This window comes from Streptomyces sp. CA-106110, from assembly GCF_050936285.1.
Lineage (GTDB): Bacteria > Actinomycetota > Actinomycetes > Streptomycetales > Streptomycetaceae > Streptomyces.
On sequence record NZ_JBNJNB010000001.1, the window covers coordinates 1,087,478 to 1,100,859 of the forward strand.

The window sequence follows — 13,382 nt, forward strand, 5'->3', positions numbered from 1 at the left end:
GTCCGCCCGAGTGGTCGCGGACCGGCACGGCAGGCGGAACCGCAAGCCCCTCCAGGCCTCGCGCCGCCGGCGCCCGTCGCGTCAGCCGCCCAACGCCCCCAGGACCACGGTCTTGGCCTCCTCCTGGACCTGACGGAGATGGTCGGACCCCCGGAACGACTCCGCGTAGATCTTGTAGACGTCCTCGGTACCCGAGGGCCGCGCGGCGAACCAGGCGTTCTCGGTGGTCACCTTGATGCCGCCGATCGATGCGCCGTTGCCCGGCGCCTCGGTGAGCACGGCGGTGACCGGTTCACCGGCGAGGGTGTCGGCGCTGACCTGGGCCTGCGACAGCTTGGCCAGACGTGCCTTCTCCTCGCGCGTCGCGGGTGCGTCGATGCGGGCGTACGCAGGTTCGCCGAAGCGCGCGGTGAGCGCGGCATAGTGCTGGGACGGCGTCTTGTCGGTGACCGCCGTGATCTCCGAGGCAAGCAGGGCCAGGATGATGCCGTCCTTGTCGGTAGTCCACACCGATCCGTCCCGGCGCAGGAAGGACGCCCCGGCGGACTCCTCGCCACCGAAGCCGAGCGATCCGTCCACCAGCCCGTCCACGAACCACTTGAATCCCACGGGCACTTCCACCAGCCGTCGGCCGAGGTCGGCGGCGACCCGGTCGATCATGCCGGAGGAGACCAGAGTCTTGCCGACGCCCGCGGCGGCCGGCCACTGGGGGCGGTGGGCGTACAGGTAGGCGATGGCGGCGGCAAGGTAGTGGTTGGGGTTCATCAGCCCGGCGTCCGGTGTGACGATGCCGTGCCGGTCGGCGTCCGCGTCGTTGCCCGTCGCGATCCGGAAACGGTCGCGCCGCTCGATGAGCGACGCCATCGCGTACGGCGACGAGCAGTCCATACGGATCTTGCCGTCCCAGTCCAGCGTCATGAACCGCCAGGTGGGGTCGGTGAGCGGATTGACCACCGTCAGGTCCAGCCGATGCTGCTCCGCGATGCGCCCCCAGTAGGCCACGGACGCTCCGCCCAGCGGATCGGCTCCGATCCGCACCCCCGCGTCCCGGATCGCGTCGAGGTCCAGCACGCTCGGCAGATCGGAGACGTAGGTGCCGAGGAAGTCGTAGCGGCCGGTGCCGGGAACGGCGAGCGCCCGGGTGTACGGGATGCGTCGTACGTCCTTCAGACCGGCCGTGATGATGTCGTTGGCCCGGTCCTGGATCCAGGAGGTCGTCTCGGACCCCGCCGGACCGCCGCTCGGAGGGTTGTACTTGAAGCCGCCGTCGGAGGGCGGGTTGTGCGAGGGGGTGACGACCACGCCGTCGGCGAGACCCGAGGCGCGGCCCCGGTTGTGAGTCAGGATGGCGTGCGAGACCGCAGGGGTCGGGGTGTAGCCGTCCGCGGTGTCGATCAGCACCGTCACGTCGTTGGCCGCGAACACCTCGAAAGCGGTGACCTTCGCGGGCTCGGACAGGGCGTGCGTATCCGCCCCCAGGAACAGGGGGCCGTCGATGCCCCGCCCCGCACGGAATTCGCAGATGGCCTGGCTGGTCGCGGCAATGTGGTCCTCGTTGAACGCCGCCGCCGTCGACGACCCGCGGTGTCCGGAAGTACCGAACGTCACGCGCTGCCCCGAATCCGCCGGGTCGGGGTGCAGTGCGTAGTACGCCGTCACCAGCCGGGCGACGTCGATCAGGTCCTCCGGTCCGGCCGGCATGCCCGCTCGTTCATGCTCCATGGCACCCACTCCTCCACATCGACCGTGCGTCCGCTCGCGATCTCATCTTCCTTCCTACCAGGGAAGGCAGTGCAGGTTCCGGCCCGGTATGCCGAATAACCGACCGTTCCTAGTAGGGCTTTGTTAGGTGGGAGCTCGGGCTTGTTGCTGGTTCCGCAGAAGTGGTTGGCGGCAAGCTCGGCATATCCCGGTCCACAGCGCCAGAAGGGTCTGGAGTGCCTTCAGGACGGCGTACAGCGTCAGGCCCGAGCAGGGACTTTTGGGTCCAGCCGCAGCTCTGTGCAGAACGCCTGGGCCAGCGCGGCCATGGTCACGTGACGGTGCCAGCCGGTGAAGTTGCGTCCTTCGAAATGGTCCACTCCGAGGCCGTACTTCAGTTCCCGGTAGTCGTGTTCCACCCGCCAACGGATCTTGGCGAGGCGGACCAGGTCGCGCAGCAAAGTGCCGGCGGGCAGGTTCGAGAGCCAGTAGTCGGTCGGCTCCGCCGCTCCCGGGGGCCATTGGGCCAGCAGCCAGCACTCGGGCAGACAGCCGTCGTCGGCACGGGGGATGTCTCGGTTGGCCGGGCGCACGCGCAGGGCCAGGAACCGCGAGCGCATCGCGGCGGAGGGGTTGCTCCTGCTGGCGCGGGTGCCGTGCCGCCAGGTCACATAGTGTCCTGCCGTTCGCCCGGCAGCCATGGCCAACTCCTTGAGGGAGGACGGATCCTGTGGGTAGCGCGGGCGCGGGCGCGGGCCGCGTCCGGCGTAGGGGGGCTGTTGCGGGACGGCCTGCCCGGGGTGGGCGCTGGTGGTGGCCTTGACCGCAGCGACGTAGGCCAGGCCGCGCTCTTCCAGGGCCAGGCGGAAGGCGGTGATGTCGCCGTAGCCGGCGTCGCAGACCACCGGTAGGGGCTGCAGGCCCCAGTCCCCGGCCATCTCGTCGAGCATGTCCAGTGCCAGGTGCCACTTGGCCCGGTGGCCGAAGTCCTCTCCGATGCCGCAGCGTCGGCGCCGGGTGCGGACCAGGGCGGCCTGCTCGGGGTCGTCGATCAGGGCGGGGTCCCAGCTCTCGGGCAGGAACAGGCGCCAGTTGGCCGCCGCCGAGGCGGTGTCGCCGATGAGGTTGACGCTGACGCCGATCTGGCAGTTGGTGATCTTGCCCGCGGTACCGGTGTACTGCCGGGCCACCCCGGGACTGCTGACGGAGGCGGCGTCCTTGAGGAAGCCGGTGTCGTCGACGACCCAGGCCCGCACGGGGAACGCCCCGCTCGCCCAGGTGGCGATGTTGGCTCTGACCCGGGTGTAGTCCCAGGTGGAGGAGGAGATGAACTGCTGCAAGCGCTGGTAGTCCACGCCCAGGCGTTCGGCCATGGGCTGCATGGACTTGCGTTGCCCATCCATCATCAGGCCCCGGACGTAGAGCTCTCCCTTCTCCCGCTGGTCGGCGCGGGGGAGCTCGGCCAGCATCGGGGCGATGAAGGCTTCCAGGCGGGGGCGCAGTTCGTTGATCTCTTCTGGCGTCACAGAACAGACCAACACAAATCCGGCACACAATATTTCCGAGCTAACAAAGTCCTACTAGGGGCTGCGCCCAGGAGCCGCCTGCGGGCTCCGGAAGGGCATGGCCTTCCCGGCCGTCGCGTGCATTGGCGTGCACAGCAGGTGCCCGCGCCCGTCCTTTCCGGTGCCAGTTCCCGGACGCAACGAAGGCCCCCGCGCGACAGGCGAGATGGGGCGACGGCAGCCGCTACTGCGCTTGGTGAATGTCGGAGCGGCTCGTCTCGTGCTCGCATGGGCAGTCTGCCCAACTCAGCGACGCACAGCGTCGCATGGCGGCGGCCGGGGCGTTAAGCCTGCCCAGTAGCACACTCATGTATCCCCTCCCCGGGGACGATGGCCGAACAACGCCCGACGTAGGGTGATCACTACTATGTGGGCGTCTCTTTTGGCCAGAGGGCAGCCCTCTGATTGCGGCGGCGCTCAGTTGGGCGCTCCGGAGGCAAGTGCCTGGTGACAGTGCGGAAGGAATCCTCGCGTGCCCACCGCGCGCACTCGTAACTTCTTCCCCGCTGGCGCGGGGCGACGGCTGGAGCGGTACCACATCGCACACTTGGGGCTGCGGCGCAAGAGGAGATGTTTGAGTCAAAGATTCTTGGCGATCTTGGCCGAGATGGATCGACAAGACGACAATCGTACTGACGGTCTGCCTGGAGGCGGAGAACCACTGCCCGAAGGACGTCCCCCGCATCCGAGAGGGTGTGGAGTAGCGCCGAGGAGGGGTTGTGCAGCGGTACTTCACCAAGCGATGGCACGAGGACTTGAGGGGGCGTGTGCGCGAGTTCGCCGAGCGCGAGATACGGCCCCGCATACCGGAGATGGAGGCGTCGCGCGCAGTTGCGCACGAGGTGTCCCGTCTGATTGCCCAGCAGGGATGGATCGGCGTCACCATCGGCCGAGCCTACGGCGGCATGGGCGGCGGACACCTCGCCAAGACGATCATCATCGAGGAACTCGCCCGTGTGTGCGGAGCAATGGGCGCCATGGTGCAGGCCTCACAGCTCGGCGTAGCCAAGATTCTCCACTATGGCAACGATGTCCAGAAAAGAACCTGGCTGCCGCGAATTGCCGCCGGGGAGTGCCTGCCGACGATCGCGACGACCGAGGAGGGGTCGGGTGGCCACGTTCTCGGTATGGCCACGACGGCCGTGCGCGACGGGAGCGACTATGTTCTCAATGGGCACAAGGTCTTCGTCGGCAACTCCCACGTTGGCGACCTGCACGGCGTGGTCGTCCGGACCGGCAAGGGCTCCGGAGGCCTGTCCGCCTTCCTTGTCGAGAAGGACCGTCCTGGCCTCACCCTCGCCGAACATCAGCCGGCCATGGGGCTGCACGGGTTCAGCTTCGGCAAATTGATCTTCAATGACTGCCGGGTGCCAGCGTCGAACATGCTCGGGGCCAAGGGCCAGGGCCTCGAGGTCGCGTACTCCTCCAGCGTCCTCTACGGCAGGCCCAACCTGACCGCGGTCTCCCTCGGCATTCACACCGCGGTCGTCGAAGAGACGACCGCTCTGTGCATTGAACGCGAGCGATACGGCAACCCACTCGGCGAGCTGAGCAACATAAAAATCAAACTGGGCCTGATGCAGCATCGGCTGATGACCGCCCGGCTTGCGGCCTATCACGCCGTGGATCTCCTCGACCAAGGTGCCGCCTGTGACGCCGAGTTGATGAACGCGAAGTTCCTGAACGTCGAGTTCGCTCGGCAGTCGGCCCGCGACAGCATGGACATCCATGCTGCGAGCGGCCTTTTCACCGATCGCCCGGTGGAACGCTATCTGCGGGACGCCGAACACATCTACGCACCGGCCGGCACCTCCGACATCCAGCTCCTGCGCCTCGCCGAGCATGCGCTGGGAACGGAGAAGGGCCAGTGGTCCGAGCGCTTGGCTGACGTGGTCCGAGCCGACCCGACAGATCTCTCGGAAGCAGAGCAGCTGGAGACAGCTGCACTGTAGAGAGGGGAGCCGCGGGCACTGTGCTGTGCACGTGGCTCCCTCGCCTCGCATCGGCAAAAGCCTCCCGCCGAGGAAGGCCGCCCGGTTCAGAACTGACCGCTCTCCTTCTCGATCTCCTTGAGACGCTCGACCATACTGGCGGCGTAGGACTTGATGATCTGCAAGCCCTCCTGGCCCCACGGAGTGATCTCATCAGGAACAATCGCACAGACTGTTCCCAGAGCTATCGGGGTGACGCCATCCGGCCCCGGCCTCCAGTCGATCAACGGTGCGCCGATGTACGCGCGGATGTTCAACTCACTGATGACTGGGTTGGCGGCAAATTTCCGGTAGGCGTAGACGTCTTCCAGAACCAGCGCCTTTTTCCGCACCACGACGTGCGGGCACCAGCCGTAGTCTTTCGCCATCACCCGGTCGCTCTCGGTGCTGGCCTGCTGAGGTCCCAGTTCGACGGCCGCACCACCGTCGGCAGGGGTGAAGAGGCCAGCGAAGTACTGCCGCCTCGTGTCGATGAAGTTCACCATGGCGTACGGAGTGCCGAGGGTGCGCGCGAGGGCGCGAGCGACTTCGTCGAATTCTGCGACTGGGGTGGTACCGACGCCGAGTGCACGCAAGCGCTGTTCCCGGGCCGGCGCATCCACGTCCTGGGGGGTCACCAGCATCTGGGCGGTCGGGTCGTACTGCTGCGGGTAGGGGGCGGACATACAAGCTCCAATTCGACGACATCATGCGTCAATGCGGGGTGGGCTCCGCCGACACCAAGGCCGGAGCGGGGGCGAGCAGGTGCTCTAGGAGAGCGATCAGTACGGAGGTGCTGGAATTGCACTGCCGGGCGTCGCAGAGCACGACAGGTACCTCCGGCTTGAGGCGGAGCGCCGCCCGGACCTCCTCGGGCTCGTAGTGATAGGCGCCGTCGAACTCGTTGACGGCCACCACGAAGGCGATGCCGCGTCGCTCGAAGAAGTCGACTGCGGCGAAGCACGACTCGAGTCTGCGCGTGTCCGCGAGTACCACGGCGCCCAGCGCGCCGTTGGACAGCTCGTCCCACATGAACCAGAACCGTTCTTGGCCTGGTGTCCCGAAGAGATAGAGGACGTGCTCCCGGTTGATGGTGATTCGACCAAAGTCCATGGCGACGGTGGTGGTCGTCTTGTCCTCGATGCCAACCAGGCTGTCTGTGCGGGCGCTGACCGCGGTCAGCAGCTCTTCGGTGCTCAGCGGCACGATCTCGCTGACTGCACCGACGAAGGTGGTCTTGCCGACGCCGAATCCTCCGGCGATCAGGATTTTCAGGGCAGTGGGATAGGGCGAGGTTTCAGATGCGCTTGCGAAGGCCATCTAGCACCGCCTCCAGGATGATCCGGTCGGTCGGGGAAGCCGCCTCGATAGGGCGGGGCGCCTGCGTAGTCAGCGCGCGGTGCCCCACGAGGTCGGACAGAAGAACTTTCGTGATGCTGGCCGGCAGATGGAGATGCGCGGCAACCTCGGCCACGGTGATGGGGCGGGCCCCACACAGGTCGAGGACCTGGTCACAGTCCGGGCCGAGATACGTCGTAGGTCGGCGGCCGGTGGCCATTACGAGACTGAGGAGGTCGAAATGCACCTCGGACCGGGTGCGGCCACTGGTGACGGTGTAGGGCCGGACTAACCGTCCGGCTTCGTCGTCGAGCCACGCCCCGTTCCCAGCGTCCGTCATCCCTAATGCCCCGCGGTGTACGCCGTGCCGGGCTCCTGGCTCCTGGCGGGCGTTTCGAGATACGGGCGGACACTCTTGACCAGCATGGCCATCTCGTAGCCGAGCACCTCCGCATTGGCCTCCCGACCGGCCATCACCGCCAAGCAGGCACCAGAACCTGCCGCCGACACGAAGAGCAAGGCAGTGTCCAGCTCGATCACCACCTGGCGCACATCGGCTCCCTGGGCAAACCTGACGCCGGCGCTCCGGGCAAGGGAATACATCCCGGAAGCCAGGGCGGCCATGTGGTCGGCTTCATCCGAAGTGAGGCCCTCGGAGGCTTTTCGCAACCCGTCCGCGGACAGCAGGAGCGCGCTGTGAGTAAGGGGCACCCGTTCCACGAGGCCCTTCAGAAGCCAGTCGAGATTCTGGGTCGTTTCGCTCACCATGGTGGCGTCTTTCTCCTTGAGGGGGGCGTGTGTGATCGGCATTTAGCGAGAGTCGTCAGCGGGGCCGGTCTCGTCGACGCGGTTGTACCCCCGCCGGAAGGACGCCATCAGTCCCGGATCATGTCCCGCCTCGTTCCCGGGCCTCGGAGTGCGCGTACGCGACTGCTCCTTGAGCGGCTCCGCCAGGTGTGTCTGCGGGTCGCGCTCTGGCAGCGGCGGTCGGCCGGTGCGGGAGTCCCGGTCGTACGGTCCGGGGGCTGCTCGTCGCTGTTCCGGCTCCGCTGGCCGCTGAGGGCGCTGGTGAGGTTGTTGAGGTACGGGTGCAGCCACGGGCCGCTCCCCCTGGGGCATCGCCGGCGGCTGCGGCATCGGCTCTGCCGTATTCAGCTGCGGGTGTGCATACTCCGTCGCCGGCCCGGCCTGGAGGGCGGGAGGCTGCTGAGGTGATGCGGCCGCCACAGGCAAGGGAGCCTCTACAGCAGTCTGGGGCGGCATCTGTGAGGGTGCGTCGTTGATGAGTCCGTGCGGCAGAACGACGACTGCTTGGATGCCACCGTAGATGCTGGTCCGCAGTTCGACCACGATCTTGTGGCGGCGTGCCAGTTCGGAAACCACGTAGAGGCCGATACGGCCGTCCACGAGCAGTTTGCTCAGGTCGATGCGATTGGGCTCGGTGAACAGGGTGTTGATGCGTGACTGCTCTGCCGGGGAAATGCCCAGGCCGCGGTCTTCGACCTCGATGGCCAGCCCTGCCGTGACTTTCTGGGCGCGCAGAAGCACCACCGTGGAGGGTTCGCTGAACGAGGTGGCGTTCTCGAGGAGCTCGGCCAGGAGGTGGATGACGTCGGCGACCGCTTGGCCGCGCAACGACCCTTCGATCGGAGGCACGAGCTTCACTCGGGAGTACTGCTCGATCTCGGAGATCGCGGACCGCAGCACCTCTGTCATTTTGATAGGGGTGCTCCACTGGCGGCGTGGGACGGAGCCGCCGAGGACCGCAACGTTCTCCGCGTGCCGGCGGATTCGCGTCGCCATATGGTCGACGTGGAAGAGGGCCGTCAGCAGGTCGGGGTCCTCAACCTCGTTCTCCAGCGCCTCCAGCCGACTGAGCTGGCGGTGGGCAAGCGATTGGAGGCGCCGGGCCAGGTTGACGAAGACCTCCACCCGATCCTCGCCGTTGCCCGGATTATTGACCGGGCTGGGCTGCGCGGCGTACACGACGGCGGCTGCCGACTCGAACGTCAAAAGGTTGATCTCGTGGGCGAGGGTGCTGAATCCGTCGGAGGCGCCGGGAGCTCGCTGTGAGACAAATGGCTGTTCCACCACGTCTCCACGCTGCAGAGCGTTCACCATCCACTGAACGTCGGCACGGCCCTTCCTGACTGCCTGCTGCACGGAGTTGTGGCGCTGGGCCGATCGGCGGGCCTCTGCCGTGGCAGCACGCGCTGCGAGGACGAGCGCGCCTACACCGAGAACGCCGACTGAGGTGAGGACGGCCCATGTGGCGGCATCGGCTGAGCCTGACTGAGCTTTCAGAACGTAAGCGACGACAGCGCCCGCAAGGACGGATATGACGGCTGCAGGTATGACCGCGAGGCGCACCAGTGTGGAGCGGATGGCGGGATCCGTCGGCTCTTCCTCAGCCGGTCTGCCGTGCCTGCTTCGTGCCGGGCCCGCAGCGGCCGACCGACCGGATTCCGGGCGCGCTGCATATGCCGGAGATTCAGACATGAGGGTCCTCTCGATCAGTTCGGGGGTGTGCAGGTGCACACCGCCGGCTGACCGTCAACTCGGGGACACACGGGGACAGTTGCTAATACGGCACCCTACCCAAATCTCACCAGCTTGCAGTAGCCACATCGTGACCCTGAGTACCACAAAAAGGGCGCATTGACCTGCTGAAACGATTTCGACCCCCTATTCGGCGCGCCTGCTGGGCAATCGGTGGGCTCCCATTGCCAATCAGGTTGGAACCAGTTCCGGGCATCGCGGACCTGCGGCATCCGTACTCGCTTCCCTGAGAGGTATGGAACCGAGCGAGCGCGTACGCAGGGCCGCGGATGGGTGGTGGCGACACATCGAAGCCGAACAGCCCTCGGGCACTCGCCGAGCCTGGGGACAGCGCCGGGCGAACACCTGGTTTCCAACTCTCCCGGGACGGCGACGCCCTCGGCGAGAAGATCGAATCGGGCACCAGCATGCCCATTCGCTAGGTTCTGTCGGCTCCGCCAGCGGCGCCCAGCCTCACCCGGTGACGCTGGAGGTCGACCTCGGTGACCTTCACCGTGATCAGCTCGCCTTCATCGATGAGCTGATCCGGGGTCTTGACCGGCTCATCAGTCAGCTCTGAGAGATGAAGGAACCCCACAACGTCGGGAGCAAGCTGCACGAACACGCCAAATGGAACGATTTTGATGATCGGCCCAGTGAGGACCTGGCCGACCTGATCCGCAAACCGAATGAGTGGATCTTCCTGCAGAGCCTTCAACGAGAGCGTGACCTGTCCCGAGCGCGTCTCGGCAAAGATCACCTCAGCGGTGATCCGCTGGTCGGCTTCGACTGCCTCGGAGGGGTGATTGATCCAGCCCCAGGTCAGGTCCGGCCCCCGGATGAAGCCGGTGCACAGGCCGTCCGGTTCGCCATCGACGTGAACGAAGACCCCGAAGTTGTGAACCTCGGAGACCGTCCCAGCGACGACCTGCCCTCGTTCGAACGCGAGGAGAAAGGACCGCAAGGCCGGAATCTCGCACGCCCTGGCGGAGAGGTGAAGCTGACCTTCGCGCCAACGCCCGATCTCTTCGGCCTTGATCTCCTGGCCGACCTCAAACAGCTCGGATGGATGTTCCATCGGACGCATCGGCGCTTCCTGCCGAGGAATCCGACCGATCTCGGTGTCCCTCCCTTCGGCATCCACAAGCTCCACCAGGACGTCCGCTCCCTCGAACCCGATGACCTTCACCGTTCTCACGGCCCCCGGCCGGAGCCGGTTGATCAAGGACTGCATACGAGGGTCAAGGGCTTGCTCGGACATGGAGGTGAGCCTAGTCGGCGCAGCCCGCACTGGTTCCAACTCTCGTGACCAGGTTCCAACTAGCGTGTCCCGGCTCACACGCTCAGAGGCATCGCAGCAGGTGAGCGGGATGGCCATCGATCGCGCATCAAGATTCGCCAACTAGCGTGCCCTGTCCGCCATCTATGAATCTCGGTCGCACATGAGTACATGCGCCTGCACGTCGGCCTCGTCCTGCCATGCACGAATCGTCCGAGCAGGCACAGGGAACTCGCGCGCTCCGCACCACATGGTGACCTCCGGCGTGGATGCGGGCCAGTCGGCCACCGTGGCGGCGTGCGCGGTGTCAAAAGGAAGAAGAACCATACGTCTCAATCACTCAAGGGCCCATGGCCTGATCCGACATCATCGGCCGGTGGAGCGCGGGAATCTCGTTCCGTCGGAGCCGCGGCGTCCTCCTCCATGGTCAACTCGACTCCACCGGCGCATACCGACGACCAGTTGTAGATGAAGGCTGCCAGGGTCGCCAGCGCGGTGGCCAGCACGGCTTCCACCAGTACGACGATGACGACGGCGAGGGCGAGTCCCCAGCTGAAGGACGGCCATTGATCCGGGTCCGCCGCGTTCAGAGTGATCCATGCGGCGAACACGGTCACGATGAGGCCCAGGCCCAGGCCGAGCGACATCAGGAGGCTCGTCATCATCACCGACCAGGGGTCGGCCTTCGATATCCGCAGCCGCGCGTTCCGGGCCCGTGGCATGCCACGGCGCGGCGGGGTCCGCTGAATCGCCTTCGGGGGATGTGGCGCGGTGGCGCCGTCGTCGGGGCGGCCTGGTTGTCGTCCGTCCGGCGCCGCAGGCCCGGCTGTGTCCTCGTCCGCTGCCGTCTGTGCGCCGGAGTGGCGTATTCGCTCGTCCTGTCGACTATGGCGCCGGGCAGCGGCACTACTGTCCCCCTCGGCCTGGGAACCTCCGGCACCGGCACCGCGCTTGGTTTCGCTCATGCCCTTCCTCCTCATGCCTGACGCAGCGGCCCTTGTGGGCGCCGTCCGATGCGCCCGGGCAGATGGGCGTCCGTGGCGGTGCGGCGTGGCTCGTCGAATTGGCTGGTCGGGGGGCGCTCGGCAACGGAGGCAAGGCGGTGGCGCGTGGTTCGGCCGGTCTCGTGCTCAAAGGGGCCCGGCCCGCAGGTACGTGCCCAGCGCGGAGTCACCCCGAAGGAGACGTCGACGCCGCGTCGGCCCTGCTCGGCCCGATGGACGCCCTGCGGGCGGAGCGGCAGCGCGTCACGGTCGGTGGCCTCTCACGGCGAACGGATTCGGCACCCGGCATCGTTGCGTCGGACGTCGTCCCGTTTACATGCACTTCAGACGTTATGCGTTGACCCGGGTTCCTGCACCTCGGTGCGGTCCAGAAGGGCGTACGGGCACCGCTCGCCGCGTCGTACGCGAGGCTGCTCCGAGTGCGGGCGGTACGACGGCGGGAACACCGAGGTGCCGTGCCCGTCCAGCCTGCCGGGAGCAGCGGGCCGTTGAAATTGCAGCGAGCCGTCACCGGCGGGACGCTGGTCCAGTCAGCCCTGTGGCGGGCCGGCTGTGCGCCACCAGGAGATCGTCATGGACACCGCAACTCTGGACGCGATGAAGGCCACGCTGCGCGGACCGGTCATAGGTCCGCAGGACGCCGAGTACTCCCGGGCCCGCACGGTCTACAACGCGATGATCGACAAGCGTCCGGCCGCCCTCGTGCGGTGCACGGACGCTGCGGATGTCATGGCTGCGGTCGACTTCGTCCGTGACAACGCACTGGAACTCGCCGTCCGGGGTGGCGGGCACAGCGGCCCAGGTCTGTGTCTGGTGGACGACGGCGTCACCATCGACCTCTCCCCGATGCGCTGGGTACGGGTCGACCCCGTGGCCCGGACCGCCCAGGTCGGCGGCGGCAGCCTGCTCGGCGACCTCGACCATGCCGCGCACGCCTTCGGGCTCGCCACTCCCGGCGGCATCATCTCGACGACTGGAGTCGGGGGCCTGACCCTCGGCGGCGGCCACGGCTACCTCACCCGCACCCACGGCCTGACCGTGGACAATCTGCTGGCCGCGGACGTCGTCCTGGCCGACGGCGGTTTCGTCACCGCGAACGAGACGGACACACCGGATCTGTTCTGGGCACTGCGCGGGGGCGGCGGCAACTTCGGCATCGTCACCTCCTTCACCTACCGACTGCATCCGGTGGACACGGTCGGCGTCGCGATCACCTTGTGGCCGGTCGACGGCACCCGTGATGTGCTGGCGTGGTACCGCGAGTTCCTGCCGCAGGCACCCGAGGACGTGTACGCCTTCTTCGCGGCCTTCGTGATCCCGCCCGTCCCGCCGTTCCCCGAAGAGCTCCACGGACAGAAAATGTGCGGCATCGTGGGCTGCCACACCGGCGATCCGAGCCGCTTCGAGGAGGCGTTCACGGCGGTGCAAGAGCCTGGACGGCCGACCTTCCACTTCACGACGCGGATGCCCTACCCGGCGTTGCAGAGCATGTTCGACGCCCTCCTCCCCGCCGGCCACCAGTGGTACTGGCGCGGCGACTTCTTCGACCGCATTCCGGATGGCGCCCTGGACGTGCACCTCAAGTACGGCGAGAACATCCCCACGCCGCTCTCGCTCCTGCACCTCTACCCGGTCGACGGGGCCGCCCACCGGGTGGGCCCGGACGACACCGCATGGGGCTACCGGGACGCCGTCTGGTCCGGCGTCGTGGCCGGAGTCGACCCCGACCCCGACAACGCCGAGATCATCAAGCACTGGTGTGTCGACTACTGGCAGGAGCTGCACCCGTACTCCATGGGCGGCTCCTACGTGAACTTCATGGGCACGGGCGAGAGCCAGGAGCGTGTACGGGCCACGTACGGGAACCACTACGACCGGCTCGCGCGGATCAAGCGCACCTACGACCCGGACAATCTCTTCCGCGCCAATCAGAACATCGAGCCGGCCCGGCAGGCATGACCGCGGTTCCCGTCGGGGGCGGCCCCGA

General features: G+C 67.1%; 10 protein-coding genes and 1 pseudogene. 2 read left to right on the forward strand and 9 right to left on the reverse strand.

Annotated elements, in window-relative coordinates; translation table 11 throughout:
* Positions 1–81: 81 nt before the first annotated feature.
* Both pgm and ACQEXA_RS05175 read right to left on the reverse strand, forming a co-directional pair.
* Positions 82–1,722, reverse strand: a complete 1,641-nt coding sequence (gene pgm / locus ACQEXA_RS05170; RefSeq protein ID WP_432936780.1) for a phosphoglucomutase (alpha-D-glucose-1,6-bisphosphate-dependent) — start codon at positions 1,720–1,722, stop codon at positions 82–84.
* Positions 1,723–1,961: 239 nt separating this feature from the next.
* Positions 1,962–3,227: an IS701 family transposase gene (locus ACQEXA_RS05175; RefSeq protein ID WP_433128831.1), complete on the reverse strand. Its 1,266-nt coding sequence runs from the start codon at positions 3,225–3,227 to the stop codon at positions 1,962–1,964.
* 758 nt (positions 3,228–3,985) lie between these two features.
* Between ACQEXA_RS05175 and ACQEXA_RS05180 the strand changes: the two genes are divergently transcribed.
* Complete coding sequence (locus tag ACQEXA_RS05180) at positions 3,986–5,218, forward strand: acyl-CoA dehydrogenase family protein (protein WP_432936774.1); 1,233 nt, start codon at positions 3,986–3,988, stop codon at positions 5,216–5,218.
* Between the two features lie 86 nt (positions 5,219–5,304).
* Here the strand turns inward: ACQEXA_RS05180 and ACQEXA_RS05185 are convergent, their stop codons facing one another.
* The 7 genes and pseudogenes from ACQEXA_RS05185 to ACQEXA_RS05215 all read right to left on the reverse strand — a co-directional run.
* Entirely contained in the window at positions 5,305–5,922 is a 618-nt protein-coding gene (locus ACQEXA_RS05185; protein ID WP_432936771.1) for a GAF domain-containing protein, read from the reverse strand.
* A 28-nt stretch (positions 5,923–5,950) separates the two neighbouring features.
* The gene (locus ACQEXA_RS05190; protein ID WP_432936768.1) at positions 5,951–6,556 is read right to left on the reverse strand and encodes a GTP-binding protein; all 606 of its coding nucleotides are present in this window, start codon (positions 6,554–6,556) and stop codon (positions 5,951–5,953) included.
* Positions 6,534–6,914, reverse strand: a complete 381-nt coding sequence (locus tag ACQEXA_RS05195) for a DUF742 domain-containing protein (RefSeq protein WP_433128833.1) — start codon at positions 6,912–6,914, stop codon at positions 6,534–6,536. Before ACQEXA_RS05195 ends, ACQEXA_RS05190 begins: the two co-directional genes overlap by 23 nt.
* A gap of 2 nt (positions 6,915–6,916) precedes the next feature.
* Positions 6,917–7,342 (reverse strand): roadblock/LC7 domain-containing protein, encoded by a 426-nt coding sequence (locus ACQEXA_RS05200; protein WP_432939896.1) that lies wholly within the window; start codon positions 7,340–7,342, stop codon positions 6,917–6,919.
* Between the two features lie 42 nt (positions 7,343–7,384).
* Positions 7,385–8,695 carry an ATP-binding protein gene (locus ACQEXA_RS05205; protein WP_433128835.1) on the reverse strand — a complete coding sequence of 437 codons (1,311 nt, stop codon included), beginning with the start codon at positions 8,693–8,695 and terminating at the stop codon, positions 7,385–7,387.
* Between the two features lie 856 nt (positions 8,696–9,551).
* On the reverse strand, positions 9,552–10,373 hold the full coding sequence (locus ACQEXA_RS05210; protein ID WP_432936759.1) for a S1 RNA-binding domain-containing protein: 822 nt from the start codon (positions 10,371–10,373) through the stop codon (positions 9,552–9,554).
* Between the two features lie 350 nt (positions 10,374–10,723).
* A pseudogene (locus ACQEXA_RS05215) lies at positions 10,724–11,110 on the reverse strand (DUF3566 domain-containing protein); the annotation flags it as partial.
* 858 nt (positions 11,111–11,968) lie between these two features.
* Here ACQEXA_RS05215 and ACQEXA_RS05220 point away from each other — a divergent pair.
* A complete protein-coding gene (locus tag ACQEXA_RS05220; RefSeq protein ID WP_432936755.1) occupies positions 11,969–13,354 on the forward strand; it encodes an FAD-binding oxidoreductase in 1,386 nt (461 codons plus the stop codon).
* The last annotated feature ends 28 nt before the right edge of the window (positions 13,355–13,382 follow it).

Bases quoted from the DNA above. Each gene is read 5' to 3' on its own strand.
- pgm (WP_432936780.1), bottom strand. From the start codon at position 1,722: ATGGAGCATGAACGAGCGGGCATGCCGGCCGGACCGGAGGACCTGATC.
- ACQEXA_RS05185 (WP_432936771.1), bottom strand. From the start codon at position 5,922: ATGTCCGCCCCCTACCCGCAGCAGTACGACCCGACCGCCCAGATGCTG.
- ACQEXA_RS05190 (WP_432936768.1), bottom strand. From the start codon at position 6,556: ATGGCCTTCGCAAGCGCATCTGAAACCTCGCCCTATCCCACTGCCCTG.
- ACQEXA_RS05195 (WP_433128833.1), bottom strand. From the start codon at position 6,914: ATGACGGACGCTGGGAACGGGGCGTGGCTCGACGACGAAGCCGGACGG.
- ACQEXA_RS05200 (WP_432939896.1), bottom strand. From the start codon at position 7,342: ATGGTGAGCGAAACGACCCAGAATCTCGACTGGCTTCTGAAGGGCCTC.
- ACQEXA_RS05205 (WP_433128835.1), bottom strand. From the start codon at position 8,695: ATGGTGAACGCTCTGCAGCGTGGAGACGTGGTGGAACAGCCATTTGTC.
- ACQEXA_RS05210 (WP_432936759.1), bottom strand. From the start codon at position 10,373: ATGTCCGAGCAAGCCCTTGACCCTCGTATGCAGTCCTTGATCAACCGG.
- ACQEXA_RS05220 (WP_432936755.1), top strand. From the start codon at position 11,969: ATGGACACCGCAACTCTGGACGCGATGAAGGCCACGCTGCGCGGACCG.